Source organism: Bradyrhizobium diazoefficiens USDA 110 (genome assembly GCF_000011365.1).
Taxonomy (GTDB): domain Bacteria; phylum Pseudomonadota; class Alphaproteobacteria; order Rhizobiales; family Xanthobacteraceae; genus Bradyrhizobium; species Bradyrhizobium diazoefficiens.
Genome location: NC_004463.1, coordinates 1,237,832 through 1,260,070, shown reverse-complemented (window position 1 = coordinate 1,260,070; position 22,239 = coordinate 1,237,832). Strand labels below are relative to the sequence as shown.

Here is a 22,239-nt window from a genome sequence, read left to right as displayed (position 1 = left end):
GACGCAATGACGCTCAAATCGCGGGGCGTTTAGCGCCTAGACTCAAGTTTTCTCGGCGACGATGACGAGGCCGCGCACCGGCTCGTTGTTCTCGTTGCGCGGAGAGCCCGGCTCCAGGGTGAGGAGCTTCAGTCCGGCTTGCGCAATCGCGCCCCGCACATATTCCGCCGAATGGGCATAGCGCAGGCCTTCGCCGAGAACGATGCCGCTGCCGTCATGCGTCTCCAGCGTGAAGGCAAGCACGCCGCCCGCTGCAAGCACGCGCCCGGCTTCGGCCAACACCGGCGCGAGATCGGAGAGATAGACGAACGCATCCGCGGCCACGACGAGGTTCGCGCTCGCATCGCCCTTGCTGCGCAGGCCCTCGATCATGTCGGCGACCTCGAGCTCGGCATAGAGCTCGGTCGCGCGCGCCACCCTGATCATGCCGGGCGACAGGTCGATACCGATGAAATGATCGACCTGCTTGGCGAAGGCGGCGGCCGCAAGCCCGGTGCCGCAACCGAGATCGATGGTGCGCTTGAAGAAAGCCGGCTTCTTCGCGGCAACGCGCGCGGCCAGCACCGCCTTGAAGATCAGCGCCGGGGCGCGATAGCCGAGATCGTTGATCAGCACGTCTTCGAAACGCGGCGCGTACTGGTCGAACAGAGCCTGCACATAAGCCTTGGGCATCTCCGTCATCTGCGCGTCGCCGAGCCGTATCAGATGCAGGCCGGCACCGTGCTGATCCCCAGGATCGGACTCGCGCGATTTACGAAAGGCCGCGATGGCCTTGTCGCGCTCGCCGAGTTGCTGACGGATCTCGCCGAGCGTGAACCAGGCCGAGGCGAAATTCGGTGCGAGCTCGATCGCCTGCTCCAGGAGATCGGCGGCGGCAGGCAGATCGCCCTTGAGCTGGAGGTCGCGCGCGAACTCGAAACGGCGGTCGGCCATGAGATCGCCGGAGGACAGAAACAGGCGCAGGGGCATTGGGAACCAGGAAGCGGGTGGTGACTCGAAGATGCGGTGAGGCAGCCTATATAGCAGTCATGCGCCCGCAAGACATCCTGTTGCCAGCTGCTGCCGGCCTGTGCTGCAAGCCCGGCAGCTTCCACATCGATCCCGTGCGCCCGGTCGAGCGGGCCTTGATCACCCACGGCCATTCCGACCATGCCCGCGCCGGCCATGGCGCGGTGCTGGCGACGCAGGAAACGCTCGACATGATGCGGCTGCGCTATGGCGAGAATTTCGCCGGCTCGACGCAAGCCATCCGTTACGGCGAGGAGATCCGGCTCGGCGATGTCAGCGTGAAATTCCACCCGGCCGGGCATGTGCTGGGCTCGGCGCAGATCGCGGTGACATGCAAAGACACCTGCATCGTCGCCTCCGGCGACTACAAGGACGCGCGAGATCCGACCTGCGCGCCGTTCGAGCTGGTGCCCTGCGACGTCTTCATCACCGAGGCGACGTTCGGCCTGCCGGTGTTCCGGCATGGCGATGCGGCCGATGAAGTGAAGAAGCTACTCGCCTCGGTCGCGCTGTTTCCCGAACGCGCGCATCTCGTCGGCGCCTATTCGCTTGGCAAGGCGCAACGCGTGATCGCGCTGCTGCGGCAGGCCGGCTATGACGCACCGATCTATCTGCATGGCGCCATGGAGACGATCACGCATTACTACCAGAGCCGCGGGATCGCACTTGGCGATCTCAGGCCGGTGATGGGCGTGAAGAAGGCGGCGCTCGCCGGCACCATCACGCTGGCACCGCCGTCAGCGACATCAGATATCTGGACGCGCCGTTTTCCCGATCCCGTCACCGCCTTCGCCTCAGGGTGGATGCGCGTGCGCGCCCGCGCGCGGCAGCGCGGCGTCGAATTGCCGCTCGTGATTTCCGACCACGCCGACTGGGACGGCCTCACCGCCACGATCGCGGCGACCGGCGCCGGCGAGATCTGGGTCACCCACGGCCAGGAAGACGCGCTGGTGCATTGGTGCCAATCGCGCGGCCTGAGGGCGCAGCCGCTCGATCTGGTCGGCTATGGCGATGAGGAGGAGAGCGAGACGCCGATTGCCGACGAGGCCGAAGCATGAACCGCTTCGCCGAACTCCTCGACCGTCTCGCCTACGAGCCCGGACGCAACAACAAGCTGCGGCTGATCACCGGCTATTTCCGCGAGGTCGGCGATCCCGATCGCGGCTACGCGCTGGCGGCACTGACCGGCGCGCTCAGCTTCAAGCACGCCAAGCCGGCGCTGATCCGCGACCTGATCGCGTCGCGCACGGATGAGGTGCTGTTCGGGTTGAGTTACGATTATGTCGGCGATCTCTCGGAGACGGTGGCGCTGATGTGGCCGAAGCGCAGCGCAAGCAGCGACGAATCTTTTCCGGGCCACCCCTCTCCCCCGCCCTCCCCCACAAGGGGGGAGGGAGCGCAGCAGTACGCGGCGCTGTCAGCGAGCACAACAACTAATAGCGATTCCCAAAGTGATGGAGGCACGAGCCTCACCGTTCCCTCCCCCCTTGCGGGGGAGGGTCAGGGAGGGGGGTACCGCGGGCGAGATGCCAGCGATGCGCTCCACCCAAGCAACCACAACAACCCACCTCCCCCAACCCTCACCGAAGTCGTCACCACGCTCCGCACCCTCGGCAAGACCGAGCTGCCAAAACAGCTCGAACGCTGGCTCGACGAGCTCGATGAGACCGGCCGCTGGGCGCTACTGAAGCTCGTCACCGGCGCGCTTCGCATCGGCATTTCCGCGCGGCTGGCGAAGACCGCCGCGGCGGCGCTCGGCGACAAGGACCCGCATGAGGTCGAGCTGATCTGGCCGGGGCTCGCGCCACCCTATCTCGACCTGTTCGCCTGGCTGGAAGGCCGCGGCGAAAAGCCGGTCAATCGCGATCCCGCGCCGTTCCGCCCGGTGATGCTCGCGCATGCGATCGACGATACCGATTTCGTCGCGCTCGATCCCGCCGACTACATCGCCGAATGGAAATGGGACGGCATCCGCGTGCAGGCGGTTGCGGGCCGCGACGACCGCGGCCACGTCACTGCCCGGCTCTATTCGCGCACCGGCGAGGACATCACGGGGAGCTTTCCGGATCTCGTGCCGTCGCTGCGCCTGCCGGGCGCGATCGACGGCGAGCTTCTGATCCTGCGCGAGGGCCGCGTGCAGAGCTTCAACGTTCTCCAGCAGCGGCTCAATCGCAAGGCGGTCTCGCCAAAGCTGATCAAGGAATTCCCGATCCATCTGCGCGCCTACGATCTGCTCGGCGACGATGAGAACGATTTGCGTGAATTGCCGTTCACGGAGCGGCGGGAACGGCTGGAAACATTCATCACTAAGCTCGGCGATCCCCGCATCGATCTGTCGCCCATCGTGCCCTTCGCGAGCTGGGAGGCGCTGACCGCCGCGCGCGCCGACCCCGCAAGTGCCGGCGCCGGCGAGGATGCCGACGCCGTCGAGGGCGTGATGCTGAAGCGGCGCGATGCGCCTTATCTGCCCGGCCGGCCGAAGGGCCAATGGTGGAAGTGGAAGCGCGACCCACACATCATCGATGCCGTGCTGATGTACGCGCAGCGCGGCCACGGCAAGCGCTCGTCCTATTATTCCGATTACACGTTTGGCGTCTGGACCGAAGGTGAGACCGGCGACGAGCTGGTACCGGTGGGAAAGGCCTATTTCGGCTTCACCGACGAGGAACTACTCCAGATCGACCGCTTCGTCCGCCGCAACACCACGGAAAAGTTCGGCCCGGTGCGCCATGTCGTGCACGAGGGCGACAAGGGGCTGGTGCTGGAGGTCGCGTTCGAAGGGCTGCAGCGCTCGCCGCGGCACAAATCAGGCGTCGCGATGCGCTTTCCCCGCATCAGCCGACTGCGGTGGGACAAGCCGCCGCGGGAGGCCGACCGGCTGGAAACCCTGGAAAAGATGCTGAAGGCGGAAGCGGCGGAGGTTGAGGCTTGAAGCGCGCTGAGACGAGGCTCGATTGTCGCCAAGGCGAAGGTGCGCCCCCTCTCCCGCAAGCGGGAGAGGTGAGCCCAGCCGCCGGCGTGCACCCAAATCGCTGGCGCGCTGCCGAAATTAAAATGCGGTAAGCTGATTGACGGCCGGTTACGGGTTCCCCATGTGCCCCGCCGTGACTTATAATCGGGTCGAATCCCGCGAGGAGTTTTTTGCGATGGTCCAAGACGTCAGAGATTTGCCGGCCGGCCGCAGTGATGGCCTGAACCGCTTTCTCGGCGGCTCGCCGCTGGCGGTCGCGTTTCGCCTCGTCCTGCTCTCGATCCTGGTGGGCGTCGTGCTGGCGGCGATCGGCTTCGATCCCTGGAATATCATCTACAGCATTCGCCTCTTGTTCCAGCGGCTGTGGGATCTCGGCTTCGATGCCGTGAACTGGCTGTGGCGCTACTTCCTGCTCGGCGCGGTCATCGTGATTCCGATCTGGCTGCTGTCGCGCGTCTTCGGCGCGCCGCGCCGCTAAATCCGGGTCAAGCTCGGGGAGCCCTCAGCCGATGCAATTACGCTTTGTCGGCTGCGGCGACGCCTTCGGCTCGGGCGGCAGGCTCAACACCTGCTTCCACGTTGCGGGGCGCGAGGCCAACTTCCTGATCGACTGCGGCGCGTCGGCCCTGCCGGCGCTGAAGCGACTCGAGATCGACCGCAACGACATCGATCTGATCCTGATCACGCATTTCCACGGCGACCATTTTGCAGGCCTGCCGTTTGTCCTGCTCGACGCGCAGTTCTCGCGGCGAACGCGACCGCTGACGATCGCGGGCCCGCAAGGCATCGAGACGCGGCTGCGCGAGGTGATGGAGGTTTTGTTCGAGCATTCCTCGAAGACCAGGCAGCGCTTCGAGCTCTCCGTCGTCGAGCTCGCGTCCGGGCAAAGGCGCGATTTCGGCGCGGTGACGGTGACGCCCTACCCGGTCGTGCACGGCGAATCCGGTGGCCCGTTCCTGGCCTACCGCGTCGAGACCGAGGGCCGCACGCTCGCCTACAGCGCCGACACCGAATGGACGGAGACGCTCATTCCGCTGGCGCATGGCGCGGACCTTTTCATCGCGGAAGCCTATATGTACGAGAAGGTAGTCAAGAACCATCTCAGCCTGAAGACCTTGGAACAGCATTTGCCGGCAATCGGCGCCAAACGCCTCGTCCTCACCCACATGAGCGACGACATGCTGTCGCGCCTCGTCGATATCGAGCATCTCGCCGCCGAAGACGGCATGGTGCTCGTGTTCTGACATGCACGCGCCCGTTCCCCTCAAGATCGGCTCCCGCCAGGTCTTCGCCATCGCGGGTCCGGCGATGGTTGCGAACCTCACCACGCCGCTGATCGGGGTGGTCTCGACCACGGCGATCGGGCGGCTCGACGATGCCGCGCTGCTCGGCGGCGTGGCGATGGCCTCCGTCATCTTCGACTGCCTGTTCTGGCTGTTCGGCTTCCTGCGCATGAGCACGCTCGCCTTCACCGCGCAGGCGCTCGGCGCCGGCGAGACGCGCGAGCTGACCGCGATCCTGATGCGCGGCTTCATCGTCGCGGGCCTGATCGGGGCTGCTCTGATCGCGCTGCAACTGCCGCTGGCGGCCGTGCTGTTCGACCTGATGGGCGGCAGCGAAGGCGTCACGCGCGCCGCCAAGACCTATTTCATGATCCGGATCTGGTCGTCGCCGCTGGCCTTCGCCAACTATGTCATCCTCGGCTGGCTGGTGGGGCAGGCCCGCGCCAATCCGGCGCTGCTGCTTCAGATCGTCATCAATCTCGTCAACATGGCGGCGACGATCCTGCTCGTGCTGGTCTACGACACCGGCATCGCGGGCGCTGCGATCGCCGCGCTGCTCTCGGAGACCATCGGCTTCGCGCTCGGCGTGATCGTCTGCCGCCGCTATGCGGACGGCGGCTTTGGCGTGCCTCGCGCCACCTTGTTCGACCGGGCCAAGCTGATGCGGATGCTGGCGGTGAACTCCGACATCATGATCCGCACCGCGGCGCTGATCGCCGTGTTCCTGTTCTTTACCGCGAAGGGCGCGCGCGCCGGCGATGTCACGCTGGCCGCGAATTCCGTGCTCAACAATTTCCTGCTGGTCAGCGCCTTCTTCCTCGACGGTCTTGCGAACGCGGCCCAGCAGCTCTGCGGCCGCACCTTTGGCGCACGCGATGCAAGGGGTTTTGCGGATTCGACCCGGCTGGTGCTCGCGTGGGGGCTCGGCTTCGCGCTGGTGGTCGCGGTGCTGTTCGCGCTGTTCGGGACGGCGCTGATCAATGTCATGACCGCGAGCGAAGACGTTCGCCGGGCCGCGCGCGACTTCCTGCCCTTCATCGTGCTCGCGCCGGTGCCCGGCGTGTTCGCCTTCGGCTTCGACGGGATCTATATCGGCGCCACCTGGGCCCGCGAGATGCGCAATCTCATGCTGGCCTCGCTGGCGATCTTCCTCTTCACCTGGTGGGCGCTGCAATCCCTCGGCAATGCCGGGCTATGGTGCGCGCTGATCGCCTTCTATGTCGCGCGCGGCGGCCTGCAGGGCGCGCGCTATCCGGCGCTGTATGGGGCGACGTTTCCGAAATCGTAGAACAATCGTGGCCCGGATGGAGCGGCTTTCTCTTCGCCTCTCCCCGCAAGCGGGGAGAGGCGAAGAACGGCGCCTCACATCCCCGGCCAGTCTTCCGCCGTCAGCGTCGCAGCATCCGCGCCGACGATGTCGGAGAGCGAATCCCGGCCCGTGCGCAGCAATGTCGAGGTGAGGTCGCGCTTGATCTCCTCGACGAGGCCGAGGCCCTTGTAGACCAGCGACGAATAGAGCTGGATCAGGCTCGCGCCGGCGCGGATTTTCGTCAGCGCGGCGCCGCCGGAATCGACACCGCCGACGCCGACCAGCGGGAACGCGCCCTCGACGCGCACATAGGTCTCCGCGACCATGCGCGTCGACAGGCGGAACAGCGGCCGGCCGGACAGGCCGCCCTGCTCCTTCGCCCGCATTTCCTCGCGCAGCGTGCTCGGCCGTGCGATCGTCGTATTCGACACGATCATGCCGTCGACCCGGCGCGAGCGCGCGACCTGCACGACGTCGTCGAGCTGGGCAAGGCTCAAATCCGGCGCGATCTTCAGCAGCACCGGCGTGTCGCCGGCCTTCTGGCGCACCCGCTCGCGCGCGTCGATCACCCTTGCGAGGAGGTCGTCGAGCAGCGCGCCTTCCTGCAAGTTGCGCAGGCCCGGCGTGTTCGGCGAGGAGACGTTGATCGTGAAATAGCTCGCGACCGGCGCAAAGGCCTCGATCAGCTTGACGTAGTCCCCAACGCGGTCCGGCGAATCCTTGTTGGCGCCGACATTGACGCCGACGATGCCGCCGTGCTGCGCGCGCGCGGCGAGCCTGCGCAGCGCGACATCCGCGCCGTCATTGTTGAAGCCCATGCGGTTGATGACGGCCTCGTCGCGCTCGAGCCGGAACAGCCGCGGCCGCGGATTGCCGCTTTGCGGCTTGGGCGTCACCGAGCCGATCTCGACGAAGCCGAAGCCGAGGCGCAGCAGCGCATCCGGCACCTCCGCGCTCTTGTCGAAGCCCGCGGCCATGCCGATCGGGTTGGGAAAGTTGAGCCCGAAGGCGCGCACCGCGAGCTTGGGATCGTCAGCGCGCGGCTTGACCGGCGGCAGGAAGCGCAGGCCCTGGATCGCCAGGCGATGCGCATCCTCCGGATCGAGCCAGCGCAGCACCGGCAGCGAAAGAGCATCGAAGGCGCGAATCACGGGGCAAGCTCCGGCATGTCGTGGCCGCCGTCCGAGCGCATGTTGAGGTTCACCACCGAGATGACCGCGCCGAAATCGAGCTCGCCATAGAGATGCGGAAACAGCTCGTCATTGCGCGAGCGCTCCCAGCGCAATTCGCTGCCGAGCGCATCGCCGTCGACCTCGACCAGGAACAGCGCGCGCTGCCCGAAATAATGCTTGCGCAAGGTCTCGGGAACCTGGGCGGCCGTCGAGAAATGGATGAAGCCGTCGCGCGCGTCGTCCGCGCTGCCGCGGTACACGCCCTGCCGTTCCGCCTCGCGCCAGGCCGAGGCCGGACAGATTTTGTAGATCTTGTTGACCACCTGATGTGGAGCCCTGTTTGCTCTTTGAGTCAGCTCGTTGAGTCTCTTGGGGTTTTTCGTCTCTTGCGGGTCTCAAAACCCGGCGCGACCGTAAAGGCGGCCCCTTCCGAACTCAAGACTAGAGCCTATTCCATTCCGATGAAATCGGAACGGGCTCTAAATTCTTGTTTTGACGCGTATTCTTGACGCGAACCGGTATCCCCTTCGCTTGAAAGCGCGTCCGCCGTCGCCTCTTGCGCGAAAATCGGAAAACCGGTTGATTTGAGGACAGTTTTCCTGAGTTGCGACGGGCTGGACCTTCCATGGTCAGACAGGCCAAAGCGCAGAGGATACTGACTCACGACCAGATCTGGGTCGCGCTGGATCGGCTGGCGGCGCGCGCCGGGCTGTCTCCGTCCGGCCTCGCCAAGCGGGCAGGGCTCGACCCCACCACTTTCAACCGGTCCAAGCGCGTCACCTCGGACGGCCGCGAGCGCTGGCCCTCGACCGAATCGATCGCAAAAGCGCTGGCAGCGGCCGGCGCCTCAATCGATGTCTTTGCCGGGTTGATCAGCGACGAGACCGGCAACAGCCGCTCGGTGCCGCTGCTCGGGCTCGCACAGGCGGGCGCGAGCGGCGCTTTCGACGAGTCCGGCCTTCCGTCCGGCAAGGGCTGGACCGAGCTCGCGCTTCCCACCGCCGAGGACAGCCAGACGTTTGCGCTGGAGATTGCCGGCGATGCGCTTGCCCCGACCTATCGCAACGGCGACGTCATCCTGGTCTCACCCGGCACGCCGATCCGCAAGGGGGATCGTGTCGTGGTGACGACCAAGGCGGGCGAGGTGACGGTCGCAACGTTGAAGCGCCGCACGGCCAAGGCGCTGGACTTGCTGCCGCTCGATGCCTCGCAGGCCGAGCGCACGATCGCGGCGGGTGAGCTCGCGTGGGTCGCAAGGATCGTGTGGGCGAGCCAATAAATTCAACGCGCGACGGCCATTGCGACTCACCGCGCCTCTCGCCTAGGTTGCGCGCGCATCGCCGATCTAATTCATCTTGGGGGAATATGATGAATCGCCGTCACGCATTGAAGGCCCTCGCGGGTCTTGCGCTTTGTCCGGTCTGCAAGCCGGCCTTCGCCGCCGAAGGCGTGCATTGGAGCTATGAAGGCGCCGGAGCTCCTGCCAAATGGGGCGATCTCGACGCGGCCAACAAGGCCTGCGCGGTCGGCCTGCAACAATCGCCGATCGACATCGAGGCGACGATCAAGTCGCAATTGCCGACGTTGAAGCTGAATTGGGGCAAGAGCGCCGACACCATCGTCAACAACGGGCACACGATCCAGCTCAACTTCGCCGAAGGCAGCACGCTCACGCTCGGCGACGTCAAATACAAGCTGCTCCAGGTGCACTTCCACCGGCCGAGCGAGCACATGATCGGCGGCAAGAATTTTCCGATGGAGGCGCATTTCGTCCATCGCAACGATGCCGGCGGGCTCGCCGTGGTCGGCGTGCTGATGGCCGAGGGCAAGCCGAACCCGGCCTTCGGCAAGATCGTCAAGACCATGCCCGCGGCGGACGGCCCGGCGGTGAAAGCCGACGCGAGCATCGATCCCCTCGCGATGCTGCCAACGAGGCTCAGCTACTTCCGCTATCCCGGCTCGCTGACGACGCCGCCCTGCTCGGAAGTGGTCGAATGGCTGCTGCTGACCACCCCGATCCAGGTCTCGGCCGCCGACGTCGCCGCCTTCGCAAAGCTCTATCCGATGAACGCGCGGCCGGTGCAGAAGGACAACCGGCGTTACGTGCTACGCTCGACCTGAGGCGCAGCCACGGCGCCTCGGACGTTCTGTCTGATGTCCACGACGACCTCGTAGTTGGCGGCCGTTGCATCGAAGGCCGTCAGCATGGCCTGCGCCTCAGGATCGACGACGGCCTTGTCGGGATCGGGCCCCGTGAAGGCGCGGATGCTGTCGAGGCCCTGCCACAGCGTCAGCGCCAGCATTTCGGTGCCCCCCTCCACCTCGCGGCGCAACAGCGAGGCGCCGGAAAAGCCGTCGATGGCCTCAAGGTGCGGCACCACCCGGGTTGCAAAGTGATGCTGATAGAGGGCGGCCTTGTCGCGCGTGGCCGCCGCACGCCAGATGCGAGCGATCATCCTTCTCTCCGAAGCCTGCAAGGCCGAGTCTTGCGGGAACACCCCCTGCGCCGTATTGGCTGAAATTGCGGCAACGCTCCCATCCCGATTTTGCCTCTCGTCCAGGACCGCCCGTCGCGTCATGATGTGCGAGAGACGGAGCACACGGACCGACGATGGCGCGCCGGCACACTGGCAACCACACGAGCTATTGGCACAGCCGGCGGATTCCCGGCATGAGCCTGCTGCGCGCCGATTTCCGTCACCACGACTACGGTTCGCACACCCATGATGCCTATGTGATCGCGGTAACGGAGTCCGGCGGCGCCGAAATCCGCAACCGCAATGTCGTGCGAAAGGTCGGCGCCGCCACGCTGTTCGTCTCCAATCCGGACGAGCGGCAGTCGGCCCGGATGGGCGATAGCGGACGATGGCGCTATCGCGCCTTCTATCTCGCCCAGCCTGCAATCGGCGACCTCGCGCGGCGCTTCGGCACGAACACCCTGCCCCACCTCCAGGAGAGCATGCTCGACGACGGCGATCTGATCGGGCGCTTCGACCGGTTGCACCGGGTGCTGGAAACCGAACAGGACGACCTCTTGGCCGATGAGCTGGTCGCCGATGCCTTCGGCCGTCTGTTCGAGCGCTATGGTGACGGACGCCGCAGCAAGATCCCTGCCGGCCGCGACGCCGTCGTGTCGCGGTTGATCGCCCTGATGCGGGAGCGCCATGCCGAAAATCTGAGCCTGGACCAGCTTGCCGGCCTCGCAGGCCTCACCAGTTTCCAGCTGATCGGGCTGTTCAAGCGCACGGTTGGCCTCACCCCGCACGCCTATCTCGTCCACATCAGGCTCAACGCGGCCTGCCATTTCTTGAGGCGTGGCCATTTGCTGGCCGACAGCGCGCTGGCGGCGGGATTCTGCGACCAGGCCGCGCTCAACAAGCATTTCAGGCGCTGCTACGGCATCACGCCCTTGCAGTTTGCGCAGGCCGCGCGAGCGGGCTGACGCCGCAATTTCAGCCAATACTGCCGGGGAACACGCGCCCTACTGCGATGCTGCGGAGGTTCTGCGCGGCGGGCGCCGTGCCGATTCCCGGCCTGACCGAGAAAGCGAAATGACCACACCAGCGAAACCGAGACTCCCCGCATTCGATCCGGAGGACGTCAGCGAGAGCAATTTCACCAGCTATCCGCAGTTGCACCGGGCCGCCAACCAGATGCGCTACAACCGCCGGCTCGGCGAGCATGCGGGGCTGAAGAATTTCGGCGTCAACCTGACCCGGATCATTCCGGGCGGGCAATCCTCGTTGCGGCACGCGCATTCGCGCCAGGACGAGTTCGTCTTCGTGATCGAGGGCGAAGTGGTGCTCGAGACCGATTCCGGCGCGCAGGTGCTGACGACGGGAATGTGCGCCGGCTTCCCCGCCGGCAGCGGCGATGCGCACCGCTTCGTCAATCGCACCACACGCGACGTCAGGCTGCTCGTGATCGGCGATCGCACGCCGGACGACGTGATCAGCTATCCCGACGTCGACATGCACGCCGTGCTCGGGCCGGATGGCGTCTACAAATTCACGACCAAGGCGGGCGAGCCGCTTTAGGGTCGCGCCTCGCTACCTGCCTCACGCGCTCCGCGCCAGCGCGCCGTCGATCATGTTGACCGCGTTCTGCACACCGTACACCGCAACGAAGGAGCCGAAGCGCGGACCCTTCTCCTGGCCGAGCAGCACCTGGTAGAGCATGTTGAACCAGTCGAGCGTCACGCCCGGACGGCCGTCCTTGCCCTTCTTGACCTGGTCGAGGAACGGCTCGCGGCGACCGATCTCGTAGACGACGTTCTGGATGTCCTCGGCCGAGGATTCCTGCGGAAGCTGCGACAGCGCATCGCGCAGATCCTGCAGCGCGGCGCGCTCGGTCTCGGTCGGCACGCGGAACTGCTTCGTCGGCGCCACGAAATCGCGGTAATAGTTGATGGCGTAGCCGACCATCGCATCGAGCTTGGGATGCGTCTTGGGGCTCACGCCGGGGCGATAGCGGCCGATGAAGCCCCACAGCGTCTCGGCATTCTCCGCATTCGACGACGACACCAGCGTCAAGAGGAGCTGGAAGGTGACGGGCATGTCGCCCTTCGGCGGATGGCCGTTGTGAATGTGCCAGACCGGATTGCCGAGCTGCTGCTTGCCATCCTGCTTCGCGAAGCCGTCGATGAACTGCTGATAGTCGTCCACGTTGCGCGGGATGACGTCGAAGTACAGCCGCTTGGCCGCCTTCGGCTCGCGATACATGAACAGCGACAGCGATTCCGGCGAGGCGTAGCGCAACCATTCGTCGATGGTGAGGCCGTTGCCCTTCGACTTCGAGATCTTCTGGCCTTGCTCGTCGAGGAAGAGCTCGTAGTTGAAGCCTTCGGGCGGCGTGGCGCCGAGCGCCCTGGCGATCGCGCCCGAGAGCTTCACGGAATCGATCAGGTCCTTGCCGGCCATCTCGTAGTCGACGCCGAGCGCAACCCAGCGCATCGCCCAGTCGGCCTTCCACTGGCACTTGACGTTGCCGCCGGTGACGGGCGTCTCGACTTCCTGGTTGGTATCCGGATCGACATAGGTCACCGTGCCGGCCGCGACATCGCGGCGGATCATCGGCACCTGGAGCACGATTCCGGTGGTCTTGCTGATGGGCAGGAACGGCGAATAAGTCGCGCGGCGGTCCGGCCCCAGCGTCGGCAGGATGATCGCCATGACCTTGTCGTAGGCGGCGAGCATCTTCAGCAGCGTCGCGTCGAAACGGCCGGACGTATAATAGTCGGTCGAGCTCGCGAACTCGTAGTCGAAGCCGAAATGATCGAGGAAGGCGCGCAGGCGGGCGTTGTTGTGGTGCCCGAATGACGGGTACTCGTTGGAGAACGGATCCGGCACGCGCGTCAGCGGCTTGCCGAGATGCGCAGCCAGCATTTCCTTGTTGGGGACGTTGTCGGGCACTTTCCGAAACCCGTCCATGTCGTCGGAGAAGGCGAGCAGGCGCGTCTTGATCTTGTCCTCGGTCAGCACGCGAAAGGCATGGCGCACCATCGAGGTGCGCGCGACCTCGCCGAACGTGCCGATATGCGGCAGGCCCGAGGGGCCGTAGCCGGTCTCGAACAGCACCTCGTCCTTCGGGCTTTTCTTCAGCCGCGCGACAATGGCCTTCGCCTGCTCGAACGGCCAGGCGTTGGATTGTTCGGCGAGCGCACGCAGGTCGCTCGGATTCGCGGCAAGATCGATAACGGACATCAGGGGCCTCCGGGCCGCGGAAAATAGCGATTTCCCGGCAGAATGCAAAAATGGTCTTGATCGTCATTCCGGGGCGATGCGCGGCATCGAACCCGGAATCTCGAGATTCCGGGTTCGCGCTTCGCGCGCCCCGGAATGACGATCGATGGTTAGAACGGGCTCACTGAAAAATACCGCAGCCACAGGTCGGTGTAGCGGCCTTTTTCCCAGACGCGGAACAGGGCCCAGTTCAGGGCCTGGCGCAGCACGTCGTTGCCCTTGCGCACGGCGATGCCGATGCCTTCACCGAAGAAGCGGCTCTCAACGAAGGGACCGCCGGAGAAGGCGCAGCAATCGCCCGAATCCGTGCCGTTGATCCAGAAGGCGAGCGAGATGGCGTCGCCGAAAATGAAGTCGACCTCGCCCTTGCGAAGCGCGGCGCGCATCGCGTCGTCGTTGGGATAGGGGTGCAGCTCGGCGTCGGTGAACATCGCCTTGAGATAGGCTTCATGCGCGGAGCCGCCGATCACGCCCACCTTCTTGCCCTCGAGATATTCCGGGCGGATTTCCGGCATCACCGCATCCTTGCGCGAGGCAAAGCGCGCCGGCACGCGGTAATAGGGATCGGAGAAGTCGACGCGGGCCCGGAGCTGCGGGCTCACCGCCATCGAGGCGATGATAGCATCGCCCCGGTTCGAGGTGAGCGCGTCGACCAGGGTCTCGAAGCGGCGCATCTGCACCGTGCAGGTGACCTTGATCTCCTCGCAGAGCGCGCGGGCGAGATCGACGTTGAAGCCGGCCGGATTGCCGTCGGCGCCGGTGTAGTTGAACGGCGGATAGTCGGTCTCGGTCAAAAAGCGGATCACGGTCAGGCGCGACAGGTCCGGCCGCTCCGGCCGCCGCCGCGGGTCCCAGAAGCCGGGCACGGCCTGCGGGGCCGCCTGGGGCGCGACCTGCGGGGTGACCTGGGGCGCCGCCGGAGGCTGCTTGGCCGGGGCCTGCGCCTGCGCGCCGGGCAAGCCGGCGAACAGGCAGGCGCCGACGGCCAGCCCTGTCAGCAAGCCACGGGCAGATTTGGACGATTTCGCCTGTTGCGATGGAGCCATCGGCCGGAAATGAACGAATTTCGTTGGGATCGGAGGGCCTTATAGACCATCCGCCCGGGAACGCGAGCGCCGATTGCGGTCAGGGTGAAGGTGCGCTCCCTCTCCCGCTTGCGGGAGGGGGGCGGGGAGAGGGTGTCTCCGCGGAGGGACAATCCCCGAGAGGAGAGAGCCCTCACCCGGCGCTCTGCCATAGCCGAGGCTTTGCCTCGGCGTCTTAGAGGACGGCCGCCAAAAGCGGCCTATACCTCTCCCGCAAGCGGGAGAGGTTACACCGAGGACGCGGTCCGACCGATCCACCAAACTACAGATAACGCTTTAGGTCCGCCGCGGCCTCTTCCGGCGTCCGCTTCAGGTTGAACGGCGAGACGAAGCGGCCGTCGCGGTCCATCAGATAGATCAGCGCGGTGTGGTCCATGGTGTAGTCGCCGTCCTTGGTCGGGACCTTCTTGGCGTAGACCCGGTAGGACGTGATCACCTTGGCGATCTCGGCGGGATCGCCGCTGAGGCCCTCGAGATGCGGATCGAAGCTCGACAGATAGTTCTTCATCGTCGCCGGCGTGTCCCGCTCGGGGTCGACCGAGATGAAGATGGCGTTGACCTTGTCGGCGTCCTTGCCCATCGCGCGCAGCACTTCCGAGATCTCGAACAGCGAGGTCGGGCAGACGTCGGGGCAATGGGTGTAGCCGAAGAAGATCAGGGTCGGCTTGCCCTTCAGGCTCTTGTCGGTGACGGCCTTGCCGTTCTGGTCGGTGAGCTGGAACGGGCCGCCGATCGCAGCCGGTTGCGCCACCTTGCCGACCCCGCCCATGGCCCAGAACATGATCAGCAGCCCGACGATCAGGCTTGCGGCGAAGGCGGTCGCGATCACCAGCGGGCGGGTGGCGGAGCTCATGGGCGGAAGACTTCCTGTCGGGGGTCAGAAGCAGGCAATGAAGCCGGTCCTGATCATTTCGAAGAACACCTGGGTGCCATAGTGGAACCACAGCGCCAGCGCGCCGATCACGACCAGGCCGCCGACACCTGTGCCAGCCAACAGCAGCACAGACGGCGTCCGGCCGGCAGTGGGCGAATTGTCCTGTAACGGATGGGCCGGGTGCACTGGTTGAGCCATGACAACGATCGGGGCGAAAGCCCCGGTTCCCTAGCTTTGAGATAAGCTTTAGCCCGCCTGCGGGCAAGGCGCCGCTGGCGGGCTAAAGCAAACCCGTCGTGCCGAGGATGTCAGTGCAGGAGCTGGCCCCGGGCGGACTCGAGCTGGTCCGATTGCGGGAGAGACCGGCGGGTCGGTTTGATCGCCGAGGCCTGCGCGTCCATGTAGCAGGGCTTGTACATGGCCTGAAGCTGCTTGCCCCTCAGGAAAAGCATGTGCGGGGTCAGGCCCCCGCGCTGGCTGATCCAGCGCCTCACCTGCGAGGGATACATTGCGTAAAGCATCTGGGTTGCTTCGGAATTGGTGACGGCGCGGCCATTGGTGCCGAAATCCCAGGCGGCATGGAAGCCGAGCGTCGCGCTCGAGGTCACGCAGATGCGGTCGTGCGGGATGGCGCCGAGGACGATGGTGCAGGCGGAGGCGCAGAGGCCGTCGATGATGACGGTTTCGCCGGACTGCCGCAGGTCCTGGTATTTGTCGACGTAGGTTCCGATCCGGCCGCCGCGGTCATCCGCGATGCGAACCACCGCGTGAGAAGCCCCCATGCAAGCGATGAGCACAACCGCCGCCAGCAACCCCGTCAGAAACTTCATTGTCCCCCGCCCCAGTCGAATTCGAATCTGCGTGTCAGGTGGTGATGCACGGCTAGCGTCCGTCGTAACCGAGGTTTTGTCTAGGCAGGCCGGCTGACTCAAAACAAATTCAAATCCAGTGTTGCGTCCGCGCTGCACTTGGCCGGGCTCTATCCCAAAGTGGAACAAGTTAATGATGTCTTACGCGCCACACCCTTGATCTCAGTTAGAACCGCTGGCTTCAATCCGGGCAACTACAGGGGGGAACCTATGGAGGGGGACGCGCATGGCTGAAGAGACAGACGTCATCGTTGTCGGCGCCGGACTATCGGGCCTCGTGGCCGCAACCGAGATCGCGGATGCGGGCAAGCGCGTGATTGTGGTCGACCAGGAAGGCGAGCAGTCGGTCGGTGGCCAGGCGTTCTGGTCGTTCGGCGGACTATTCCTGGTCAATTCGCCCGAGCAGCGCCGGCTCGGTATCAAGGATTCCTTCGATCTCGCGATGCAGGACTGGCTCGGAACCGCCGGCTTCGACCGCGACGAGGATCACTGGCCGCGCAAATGGGCCGAGGCCTATGTGGCCTTCGCGGCCGGCGAGAAGCGCGACTGGCTGCACGCGATGGGACATCGCATCCTCCCCGTGGTCGGCTGGGCCGAGCGCGGCGGCTATGACGCGATGGGCCACGGCAATTCGGTGCCGCGCTTCCACGTCACCTGGGGAACCGGGCCCGGCATCGTCGAGCCGTTCGAGCGCCGCGCGCGCGAGGCGATGAAGAGCGGCCGCTTGATCTTCAAATTCCGCCACCGCGTCGACGCGTTGTCCATCACCAATGGCACGGTGGATGGCGTCAGCGGCGCCGTTCTCGCGCCCGACAATGTCGAGCGCGGCAAGAGCTCCTCGCGCAATGTCGTCGGGGAGTTTGCGCTGAAGGCGCAGGCCGTGATCGTCGCCTCCGGCGGCATCGGCGGCAATCACGAGCTGGTGCGGCAGAACTGGCCCAAGCGGCTCGGCGAGCCGCCAAAATTCATGATCTCGGGCGTGCCCGAACACGTCGACGGCCGCATGATCGGCATCACGGAGCAGGCGGGTGCGCGGCTGATCAACCGCGATCGCATGTGGCACTATGTCGAGGGCATCCAGAACTGGTCACCAATCTGGCCGCGCCACGGCATCCGCATCCTGCCGGGGCCCTCGTCCATGTGGTTCGACGCCACCGGCACGCGTTTGCCGGCGCCGCTGTTCCCCGGCTCCGACACGCTCGGCCAGCTCAAATACATCATGTCGACGGGCCATGATTATTCCTGGTTCATCCTGACCCAGAGCATCATCAAGAAGGAGTTCGCGCTGTCGGGCTCGGAGCAGAACCCTGACCTCACCGGCAAGAGCTGGCGCATGACGCTGCGCCGCGCCACCAACAAGGGCGCGCCGGCGCCGGTGGAAGCATTCAAAAGCCATGGTGTCGACTTCATCGTGCGCGACAAGATCGACGATCTCGTTACGGCGATGAACAAGCTTGCCGGCAGCGACCTCCTCAGGCTCGAGCACATCAAGATGCAGATCGAGGCGCGCGACCGCGAGATCGCCAATCCCTACGTCAAGGACGCGCAGGTGATGAACATCCACAATGCGCGCCGCTATATCGGCGACAAGCTGATCCGCACCGCCTCCCCGCATCGCATCCTCGATCCCGCACACGGACCGCTGATCGCGGTCAAGCTCAACATTCTCACCCGCAAGACGCTCGGCGGCTTCGAGACCGATCTCGACTCGCGCGTGTTCGGCGGCGAGGGCAGTATCATTCCCGGCCTCTATGCGGTCGGCGAAGCCGCGGGCTTCGGCGGCGGCGGCGTGCACGGCTATCGCTCCCTCGAAGGCACTTTCCTCGGTGGCTGCCTGTTCTCGGGCCGCAATGCGGGCCGTGCGGCGGCGAAGGCGGTAGGCTAGATCGTGCGGCGGTGGATGCATATCGGGGCGCTTCTCGCGGGCTTCGCCACCGCCCCGGCTGCGTCCGCCGACACCATCGACGTCAACGGCGTGATGCGGTCCTACACCGTGCAACTGCCGGCCAAGCGACTTGTCCCGCTGGTGGTCGTGCTGCATGGCAAGACGCAGCGCGGCGCCGACATGGTCGCGCGGACGGCGTGGCCGCAGGTCGCAAAGCGCGAAGGTTTCGCGGTGGTCTTTCCGGATGGGCTCAACCATGCCTGGGCCGATGCGAGGACGAAGGCGGGACCCGCGCTCCGAGGCCCGCCCGAGGGCACCGACGACGTCGCCTTCATCGCCAAGCTCGTCGAGAAACTGGTGACGAACGGCACGGCCGACCCTGGCCGCGTCTACGTCGCCGGCATCTCCAATGGCGGCGCCATGGCGATGACGCTTGCTTGCGCCCGCGCCGATCTGTTTACGGCAGGCGCGAGCGTGATCATGAACCTCACCGACGAAGCCGCGGTCACGTGCCATCCGTCGCGGCCGCTGCCGATGCTGATCATGAACGGCACGGCCGACCCGCTGGTGCCCTACGAGGGCGGACGCGGATCGAGCTATTTTGCCGCGGACGGGTTCTGGTCGACCGAAGAGACGTTTGCCTTCTGGCGCAAGCTCAACGGCTGCGAGACCGATGATGCCAATCTGACTGAAATGCCCGACAGGGCACCCGCGGACCAGTCCACGGTCACGCGGATCTCCTCGCGCTGCCCCAGGGGGCACGACGTCGTGCTCTATCGCGTCAACCATGGCGGCCATCGCATGCCCGGCTTCGCGCCGGATGCCCGCTTCCCCAAGGTCGCAACCAGCCTGCTCGGGCCTCAGAACAGCGACATCGACGGCGCCGAGACGATCTGGACGTTCTTCAGTCAGTTTCCGTAGGGAACGCGTGCAACGCCCACGACGCATGCGCCACGGGCAACGCATGCGTGCCTGGCAACGCATGCGTGCCTGGCAACGCATGCGTGCCTGGGGTGGCTGAGCGCGAGGTGCTGGGCTAGACAGGGCCGCCATTCCACCAGGAGATCCCAAATGAGCATTCAGCGTTTTGAAACCGGCCCGCGCATGAGCCAGGTCGTCGTGCACGGCAACACCGTCTATCTCGCCGGTGTCGTCGCGAGCAAAGCCGCCGGCGAAAGCGTGACGAAGCAGACCCAGGACATCCTGGCGACGATCGACGGCCATCTCGCCAAGGCCGGCACCGACAAGTCGAAGCTGCTCTCGGCCACGATCTACATCACCGACATGAAGACGTTTGGCGAGATGAACGCGGTGTGGGACGCCTGGGTCTCCCCCGGCAATACCCCGGCCCGCGCCACCGTCGAGGCCAAGCTGGCCGCGCCGCAATACACCGTCGAGATCATGGTCACAGCCGCGAAGTAATCTTCGCGAACAATTCGCATGCGACCGAAGCGCGATGAGAACATCATCGCGCTTCATTTTTTTGCGCACGCCGATGACCTCAGAGGTAATCGATCGGCGTGCGCGAACCTTCGATAGTGACGATCAGCCGAACACGGCGTCATCGAAGGAGCACCCCATGACCGACCACGTCACCATTGCCCGCCACTACATCGAGCTCTGGAACGAGCGCACGACAAGCCGCCGGCGCGAGCTGCTGAGCCAGAACTGGACGGCGGATGCGAGCTATGTCGATCCGCTGATGAAGGGCGACGGCCAGGACGGCATCGACGCGCTGATATCAGGCGTGCAACAGCGCTTTCCCGATTTCAAGTTCAAGCTGCTCGGCGAGCCCAACGGCTACGGCGATCATCTCCGCTTCAGCTGGGGCCTCGGCCCCGATGGCGCCGACAGCCCGATCAAGGGCACCGATTTCGCCGTGCTGAAGGACGGGCGCATCAGAAGCATCACGGGATTTCTGGACCAGGTGCCCGCGGGCGCGTGAGGGGCGAGCGCAGCCTCAAGCTCCGTCGTCGTCCCGGCGCAGGCCGGGACCCATACCGCGTGATCTCTCGGACTGCGCGCGGTGGGAGTACCGAACGACTAGTCTTCGCCAGACTACTCCCTTGGGGTTATGGGTCCCGGCCCCCCGTGCGCAATTGCGCACTAGGCCGGGACGACACCTTGGTTGGGGCGAGCTCGGCTTAAGCAATCGCTAGCCGATACGCAGCCTTCGCATTCATCCCGAACGCCTTGTCCCGCGCGCCCGGCCCGAGCTTCGCCAAACACGCCTCCAGCGCGCCCTTGATCTCGGCATAGCTTCCCGCAAGCAGGCACACCGGCCAGTCGGAGCCGAAGATCAAACGATCCTCACCGAAACATGTCGCGGCGTGCTGGACGAACGGCAACAGCCGATCCGCGTCCCAGTCGCTCCAGACCGCTTCCGTCGCGAGCCCGGAGATCTTGCACCAGACATTGCCGCAAGCGGCGAGCGCCTTGATGCGATCAGCCCATTCGGCGCTTCCGCCGGAAGCGATCGGCGGCTTGGCGGCATGGTCGAGCACGAAGCGCGCGTTGGGAAAGGCCTGCGCGGTTGCGATCGCCGCCGGCAATTCGCGGGTGCGGACGAGGAAGTCGTAAGTGAGATCGCGGACGAACAATGCGACAAGCCCGCGCCGGACGTCCTCGCGGAGCAGCCAATCTGGATCGGCCTCGTCGTGGACCTGGTGGCGGATGCCGACCAGCTTGTCGCCGCCCGGCGCGGCGCGCAGCCGGTCGAGCGTGTCCCCAAGCGCGCCATCGGTCAGATCGACCCAGCCGACGACGCCGACGACAGAGGGCGTCGCATGCGCGATGCGCAAGAATTCCTCGGTCTCCTCCAGCGCCGAGCGGCACTGCACCACGATGCTCGCGTCGATGCCATTCGCCTTCAACAGCGGCGCGAGATCGGCGGGGCCGAAGGCACGGCGGATCGGCGCGAGTTCGGGCGCGTCCATCCAGGGATAGTCGGCGCGCGCCGGATCCCAGAAATGCTGATGGGCGTCGATCACCATGCCCTACACTCCACCCGGCAGCGGCGCCCGCGCGTCGACGAGCTTCCGCGCACGCAGCTCCTGCCAGAAGGCCGGCGGCACCGGCGCCTGCCACATCGCGATGTTGTCGGCGACCTCGCCGGCATTGCGCGCGCCCAGCACGGCGACCGTCACGGCCGGATGGGCCATGCAGAATTGAAGCGCGGCGGCCTTCAGCTCGGTGCCGTGCCTGCGGCAGAGCTCGTCGAGCTCGAGCGCCCGCGCGATCAGCGCCGCGTCGGCGTCTTGATAGTTGAACTTCGCGCCGGTGTGCGGGTTGGCCAGAATGCCGCTGTTGTAGATGCCGCCGAGCAGGATGCCGATGTTCTTTGCCTGGCAGACAGGAAACAGCGCATCCAGCGCGCCCTGGTCGAGCAGCGTGTAGCGGCCGGCGAGCAGGAAGCAGTCCACCGGCACGGTTTCGGCAAAACGGACCAGCATTTCCGACTGGTTCATGCCGGCGCCGATCGCCTTGACCGTGCCCTCCGTGCGCAGGCGCTGGAGCGCGCGGAAGGCGCCGGCGACGGCGTCGTCATAATGATCGTCGGGATCATGCACGAGCAGGACATCGACGCGGTCGAGCCCGAGGCGAGCAAGACTCTCCTCCACCGAGCGCATCACGCCGTCGTAACTGAAATCGAACACCGGCCGTTCGCGCGGCGTGCTCTTGTAATGTTCGTCCTCGGCGGCAGCGCCATCGCCCGAGCGCAGCAGGCGGCCGACCTTGGTCGAGATGACGTAGGAGTCACGCGGCTGTTGCCGCAGGAATGCGCCGAGCCGCCGTTCCGCCAGGCCAAAGCCGTAGAGCGGCGCGGTGTCGTAGAAGCGGATGCCGGCCGACCAACCCCGCTCGAGCGTCGCTTGCGCATCGGCATCACTGACGGGGGTGAACAATCCGCCGAGAGGGGCGGAGCCGAGGCCGATTGAGGTGACGTCGAGAGAGCCGAGCCGCGACCGTTTCATTCCAAATTTCCTTCCGGCAGTCCAAATCATCTCTCCCGCTTGCGGAAACCGCAAGCGGGAGAGGCACG

The 22,239-nt window shown here is 65.8% G+C and carries 24 protein-coding genes; 13 read left to right on the top strand and 11 right to left on the bottom strand.

Going from position 1 to position 22,239, the window contains the following annotated elements; translation table 11 throughout:
- Positions 1-42: 42 nt before the first annotated feature.
- On the bottom strand, positions 43-969 hold the full coding sequence (locus BJA_RS05820) for a class I SAM-dependent DNA methyltransferase (RefSeq protein ID WP_011083965.1): 927 nt from the start codon (positions 967-969) through the stop codon (positions 43-45).
- Between the two features lie 59 nt (positions 970-1,028).
- On the opposite strand from BJA_RS05820, the gene BJA_RS05815 reads away from it, so the two are divergent.
- From BJA_RS05815 to BJA_RS05795, 5 genes are all read left to right on the top strand, one after another.
- Positions 1,029-2,066, top strand: coding sequence for a ligase-associated DNA damage response exonuclease (locus BJA_RS05815; protein WP_011083964.1), 1,038 nt, complete (start codon positions 1,029-1,031; stop codon positions 2,064-2,066).
- A complete protein-coding gene (locus BJA_RS05810; RefSeq protein ID WP_011083963.1) occupies positions 2,063-3,940 on the top strand; it encodes an ATP-dependent DNA ligase in 1,878 nt (625 codons plus the stop codon). The genes BJA_RS05815 and BJA_RS05810 overlap by 4 nt, the downstream gene beginning before the upstream one ends.
- A gap of 214 nt (positions 3,941-4,154) precedes the next feature.
- The gene (locus tag BJA_RS05805; protein WP_028172810.1) at positions 4,155-4,457 is read left to right on the top strand and encodes a DUF6460 domain-containing protein; all 303 of its coding nucleotides are present in this window, start codon (positions 4,155-4,157) and stop codon (positions 4,455-4,457) included.
- A 31-nt stretch (positions 4,458-4,488) separates the two neighbouring features.
- Complete coding sequence (locus tag BJA_RS05800; RefSeq protein ID WP_011083961.1) at positions 4,489-5,223, top strand: MBL fold metallo-hydrolase; 735 nt, start codon at positions 4,489-4,491, stop codon at positions 5,221-5,223.
- Between the two features lies 1 nt (position 5,224).
- Entirely contained in the window at positions 5,225-6,550 is a 1,326-nt protein-coding gene (locus tag BJA_RS05795) for an MATE family efflux transporter (protein ID WP_011083960.1), read from the top strand.
- A gap of 74 nt (positions 6,551-6,624) precedes the next feature.
- Here BJA_RS05795 and BJA_RS05790 read toward each other — a convergent pair whose 3' ends face one another.
- Together BJA_RS05790 and BJA_RS05785 are read right to left on the bottom strand one after the other, a co-directional pair.
- A complete protein-coding gene (locus BJA_RS05790; RefSeq protein WP_011083959.1) occupies positions 6,625-7,722 on the bottom strand; it encodes a quinone-dependent dihydroorotate dehydrogenase in 1,098 nt (365 codons plus the stop codon).
- The gene (locus BJA_RS05785; protein ID WP_011083958.1) at positions 7,719-8,066 is read right to left on the bottom strand and encodes a DUF952 domain-containing protein; all 348 of its coding nucleotides are present in this window, start codon (positions 8,064-8,066) and stop codon (positions 7,719-7,721) included. Before BJA_RS05785 ends, BJA_RS05790 begins: the two co-directional genes overlap by 4 nt.
- Before the next feature lie 302 nt (positions 8,067-8,368).
- Here BJA_RS05785 and BJA_RS05780 point away from each other — a divergent pair, with 302 nt between their 5' ends.
- Positions 8,369-9,022: a S24 family peptidase gene (locus BJA_RS05780; RefSeq protein ID WP_011083957.1), complete on the top strand. Its 654-nt coding sequence runs from the start codon at positions 8,369-8,371 to the stop codon at positions 9,020-9,022.
- A gap of 89 nt (positions 9,023-9,111) precedes the next feature.
- Positions 9,112-9,864 (top strand): carbonic anhydrase, encoded by a 753-nt coding sequence (locus BJA_RS05775; protein ID WP_038965276.1) that lies wholly within the window; start codon positions 9,112-9,114, stop codon positions 9,862-9,864.
- On the opposite strand, the gene BJA_RS05770 is transcribed toward BJA_RS05775, so the two are convergent.
- Positions 9,843-10,199 carry an antibiotic biosynthesis monooxygenase family protein gene (locus BJA_RS05770; RefSeq protein WP_051000236.1) on the bottom strand — a complete coding sequence of 119 codons (357 nt, stop codon included), beginning with the start codon at positions 10,197-10,199 and terminating at the stop codon, positions 9,843-9,845. The genes BJA_RS05775 and BJA_RS05770 overlap by 22 nt on opposite strands.
- 155 nt (positions 10,200-10,354) lie before the next feature.
- Here BJA_RS05770 and BJA_RS05765 point away from each other — a divergent pair, with 155 nt between their 5' ends.
- Both BJA_RS05765 and BJA_RS05760 read left to right on the top strand, forming a co-directional pair.
- Positions 10,355-11,185 (top strand): AraC family transcriptional regulator, encoded by an 831-nt coding sequence (locus BJA_RS05765; protein ID WP_011083954.1) that lies wholly within the window; start codon positions 10,355-10,357, stop codon positions 11,183-11,185.
- Positions 11,186-11,294: 109 nt separating this feature from the next.
- Positions 11,295-11,780, top strand: coding sequence for a cupin domain-containing protein (locus tag BJA_RS05760; RefSeq protein WP_011083953.1), 486 nt, complete (start codon positions 11,295-11,297; stop codon positions 11,778-11,780).
- Between the two features lie 21 nt (positions 11,781-11,801).
- Here the strand turns inward: BJA_RS05760 and BJA_RS05755 are convergent, their stop codons facing one another.
- The 5 genes from BJA_RS05755 to BJA_RS05735 form a co-directional block, all read right to left on the bottom strand.
- The gene (locus BJA_RS05755; RefSeq protein ID WP_011083952.1) at positions 11,802-13,445 is read right to left on the bottom strand and encodes a lysine--tRNA ligase; all 1,644 of its coding nucleotides are present in this window, start codon (positions 13,443-13,445) and stop codon (positions 11,802-11,804) included.
- Positions 13,446-13,594: 149 nt separating this feature from the next.
- Positions 13,595-14,530 (bottom strand): transporter substrate-binding domain-containing protein, encoded by a 936-nt coding sequence (locus tag BJA_RS05750; RefSeq protein ID WP_011083951.1) that lies wholly within the window; start codon positions 14,528-14,530, stop codon positions 13,595-13,597.
- Between the two features lie 301 nt (positions 14,531-14,831).
- Complete coding sequence (locus BJA_RS05745) at positions 14,832-15,422, bottom strand: SCO family protein (RefSeq protein ID WP_011083950.1); 591 nt, start codon at positions 15,420-15,422, stop codon at positions 14,832-14,834.
- Between the two features lie 24 nt (positions 15,423-15,446).
- A complete protein-coding gene (locus BJA_RS05740) occupies positions 15,447-15,641 on the bottom strand; it encodes a hypothetical protein (RefSeq protein ID WP_038965272.1) in 195 nt (64 codons plus the stop codon).
- 110 nt (positions 15,642-15,751) lie between these two features.
- Positions 15,752-16,273 carry a hypothetical protein gene (locus BJA_RS05735; RefSeq protein WP_038965271.1) on the bottom strand — a complete coding sequence of 174 codons (522 nt, stop codon included), beginning with the start codon at positions 16,271-16,273 and terminating at the stop codon, positions 15,752-15,754.
- Positions 16,274-16,538: 265 nt separating this feature from the next.
- Here BJA_RS05735 and BJA_RS05730 point away from each other — a divergent pair, with 265 nt between their 5' ends.
- From BJA_RS05730 to BJA_RS05715, 4 genes are all read left to right on the top strand, one after another.
- Positions 16,539-18,197 carry an FAD-binding dehydrogenase gene (locus BJA_RS05730; RefSeq protein ID WP_011083948.1) on the top strand — a complete coding sequence of 553 codons (1,659 nt, stop codon included), beginning with the start codon at positions 16,539-16,541 and terminating at the stop codon, positions 18,195-18,197.
- 3 nt (positions 18,198-18,200) lie between these two features.
- Complete coding sequence (locus BJA_RS05725) at positions 18,201-19,118, top strand: alpha/beta hydrolase family esterase (protein WP_011083947.1); 918 nt, start codon at positions 18,201-18,203, stop codon at positions 19,116-19,118.
- Positions 19,119-19,268: 150 nt separating this feature from the next.
- Positions 19,269-19,619 (top strand): RidA family protein, encoded by a 351-nt coding sequence (locus BJA_RS05720; protein WP_011083946.1) that lies wholly within the window; start codon positions 19,269-19,271, stop codon positions 19,617-19,619.
- A gap of 157 nt (positions 19,620-19,776) precedes the next feature.
- The gene (locus BJA_RS05715) at positions 19,777-20,142 is read left to right on the top strand and encodes a nuclear transport factor 2 family protein (protein WP_038965266.1); all 366 of its coding nucleotides are present in this window, start codon (positions 19,777-19,779) and stop codon (positions 20,140-20,142) included.
- 199 nt (positions 20,143-20,341) lie between these two features.
- Here BJA_RS05715 and BJA_RS05710 read toward each other — a convergent pair whose 3' ends face one another.
- Positions 20,342-21,190 carry an amidohydrolase family protein gene (locus BJA_RS05710; protein ID WP_011083944.1) on the bottom strand — a complete coding sequence of 283 codons (849 nt, stop codon included), beginning with the start codon at positions 21,188-21,190 and terminating at the stop codon, positions 20,342-20,344.
- 3 nt (positions 21,191-21,193) lie between these two features.
- The gene (locus BJA_RS05705; RefSeq protein WP_011083943.1) at positions 21,194-22,171 is read right to left on the bottom strand and encodes an aldo/keto reductase; all 978 of its coding nucleotides are present in this window, start codon (positions 22,169-22,171) and stop codon (positions 21,194-21,196) included.
- Positions 22,172-22,239: the final 68 nt, after the last annotated feature.

Coding starts and splice junctions, on each gene's coding strand:
- BJA_RS05735 (WP_038965271.1), bottom strand. CDS start 16,273: ATGAAGTTTCTGACGGGGTTGCTGGCGGCGGTTGTGCTCATCGCTTGC.
- BJA_RS05705 (WP_011083943.1), bottom strand. CDS start 22,171: ATGAAACGGTCGCGGCTCGGCTCTCTCGACGTCACCTCAATCGGCCTC.
- BJA_RS05745 (WP_011083950.1), bottom strand. CDS start 15,422: ATGAGCTCCGCCACCCGCCCGCTGGTGATCGCGACCGCCTTCGCCGCA.
- BJA_RS05805 (WP_028172810.1), top strand. CDS start 4,155: ATGGTCCAAGACGTCAGAGATTTGCCGGCCGGCCGCAGTGATGGCCTG.
- BJA_RS05710 (WP_011083944.1), bottom strand. CDS start 21,190: ATGGTGATCGACGCCCATCAGCATTTCTGGGATCCGGCGCGCGCCGAC.
- BJA_RS05730 (WP_011083948.1), top strand. CDS start 16,539: ATGGCTGAAGAGACAGACGTCATCGTTGTCGGCGCCGGACTATCGGGC.
- BJA_RS05765 (WP_011083954.1), top strand. CDS start 10,355: ATGGCGCGCCGGCACACTGGCAACCACACGAGCTATTGGCACAGCCGG.
- BJA_RS05715 (WP_038965266.1), top strand. CDS start 19,777: ATGACCGACCACGTCACCATTGCCCGCCACTACATCGAGCTCTGGAAC.
- BJA_RS05775 (WP_038965276.1), top strand. CDS start 9,112: ATGAATCGCCGTCACGCATTGAAGGCCCTCGCGGGTCTTGCGCTTTGT.
- BJA_RS05795 (WP_011083960.1), top strand. CDS start 5,225: ATGCACGCGCCCGTTCCCCTCAAGATCGGCTCCCGCCAGGTCTTCGCC.
- BJA_RS05810 (WP_011083963.1), top strand. CDS start 2,063: ATGAACCGCTTCGCCGAACTCCTCGACCGTCTCGCCTACGAGCCCGGA.
- BJA_RS05800 (WP_011083961.1), top strand. CDS start 4,489: ATGCAATTACGCTTTGTCGGCTGCGGCGACGCCTTCGGCTCGGGCGGC.
- BJA_RS05815 (WP_011083964.1), top strand. CDS start 1,029: ATGCGCCCGCAAGACATCCTGTTGCCAGCTGCTGCCGGCCTGTGCTGC.
- BJA_RS05755 (WP_011083952.1), bottom strand. CDS start 13,445: ATGTCCGTTATCGATCTTGCCGCGAATCCGAGCGACCTGCGTGCGCTC.
- BJA_RS05760 (WP_011083953.1), top strand. CDS start 11,295: ATGACCACACCAGCGAAACCGAGACTCCCCGCATTCGATCCGGAGGAC.
- BJA_RS05720 (WP_011083946.1), top strand. CDS start 19,269: ATGAGCATTCAGCGTTTTGAAACCGGCCCGCGCATGAGCCAGGTCGTC.
- BJA_RS05750 (WP_011083951.1), bottom strand. CDS start 14,530: ATGGCTCCATCGCAACAGGCGAAATCGTCCAAATCTGCCCGTGGCTTG.
- BJA_RS05780 (WP_011083957.1), top strand. CDS start 8,369: ATGGTCAGACAGGCCAAAGCGCAGAGGATACTGACTCACGACCAGATC.
- BJA_RS05770 (WP_051000236.1), bottom strand. CDS start 10,199: ATGATCGCTCGCATCTGGCGTGCGGCGGCCACGCGCGACAAGGCCGCC.
- BJA_RS05740 (WP_038965272.1), bottom strand. CDS start 15,641: ATGGCTCAACCAGTGCACCCGGCCCATCCGTTACAGGACAATTCGCCC.
- BJA_RS05820 (WP_011083965.1), bottom strand. CDS start 969: ATGCCCCTGCGCCTGTTTCTGTCCTCCGGCGATCTCATGGCCGACCGC.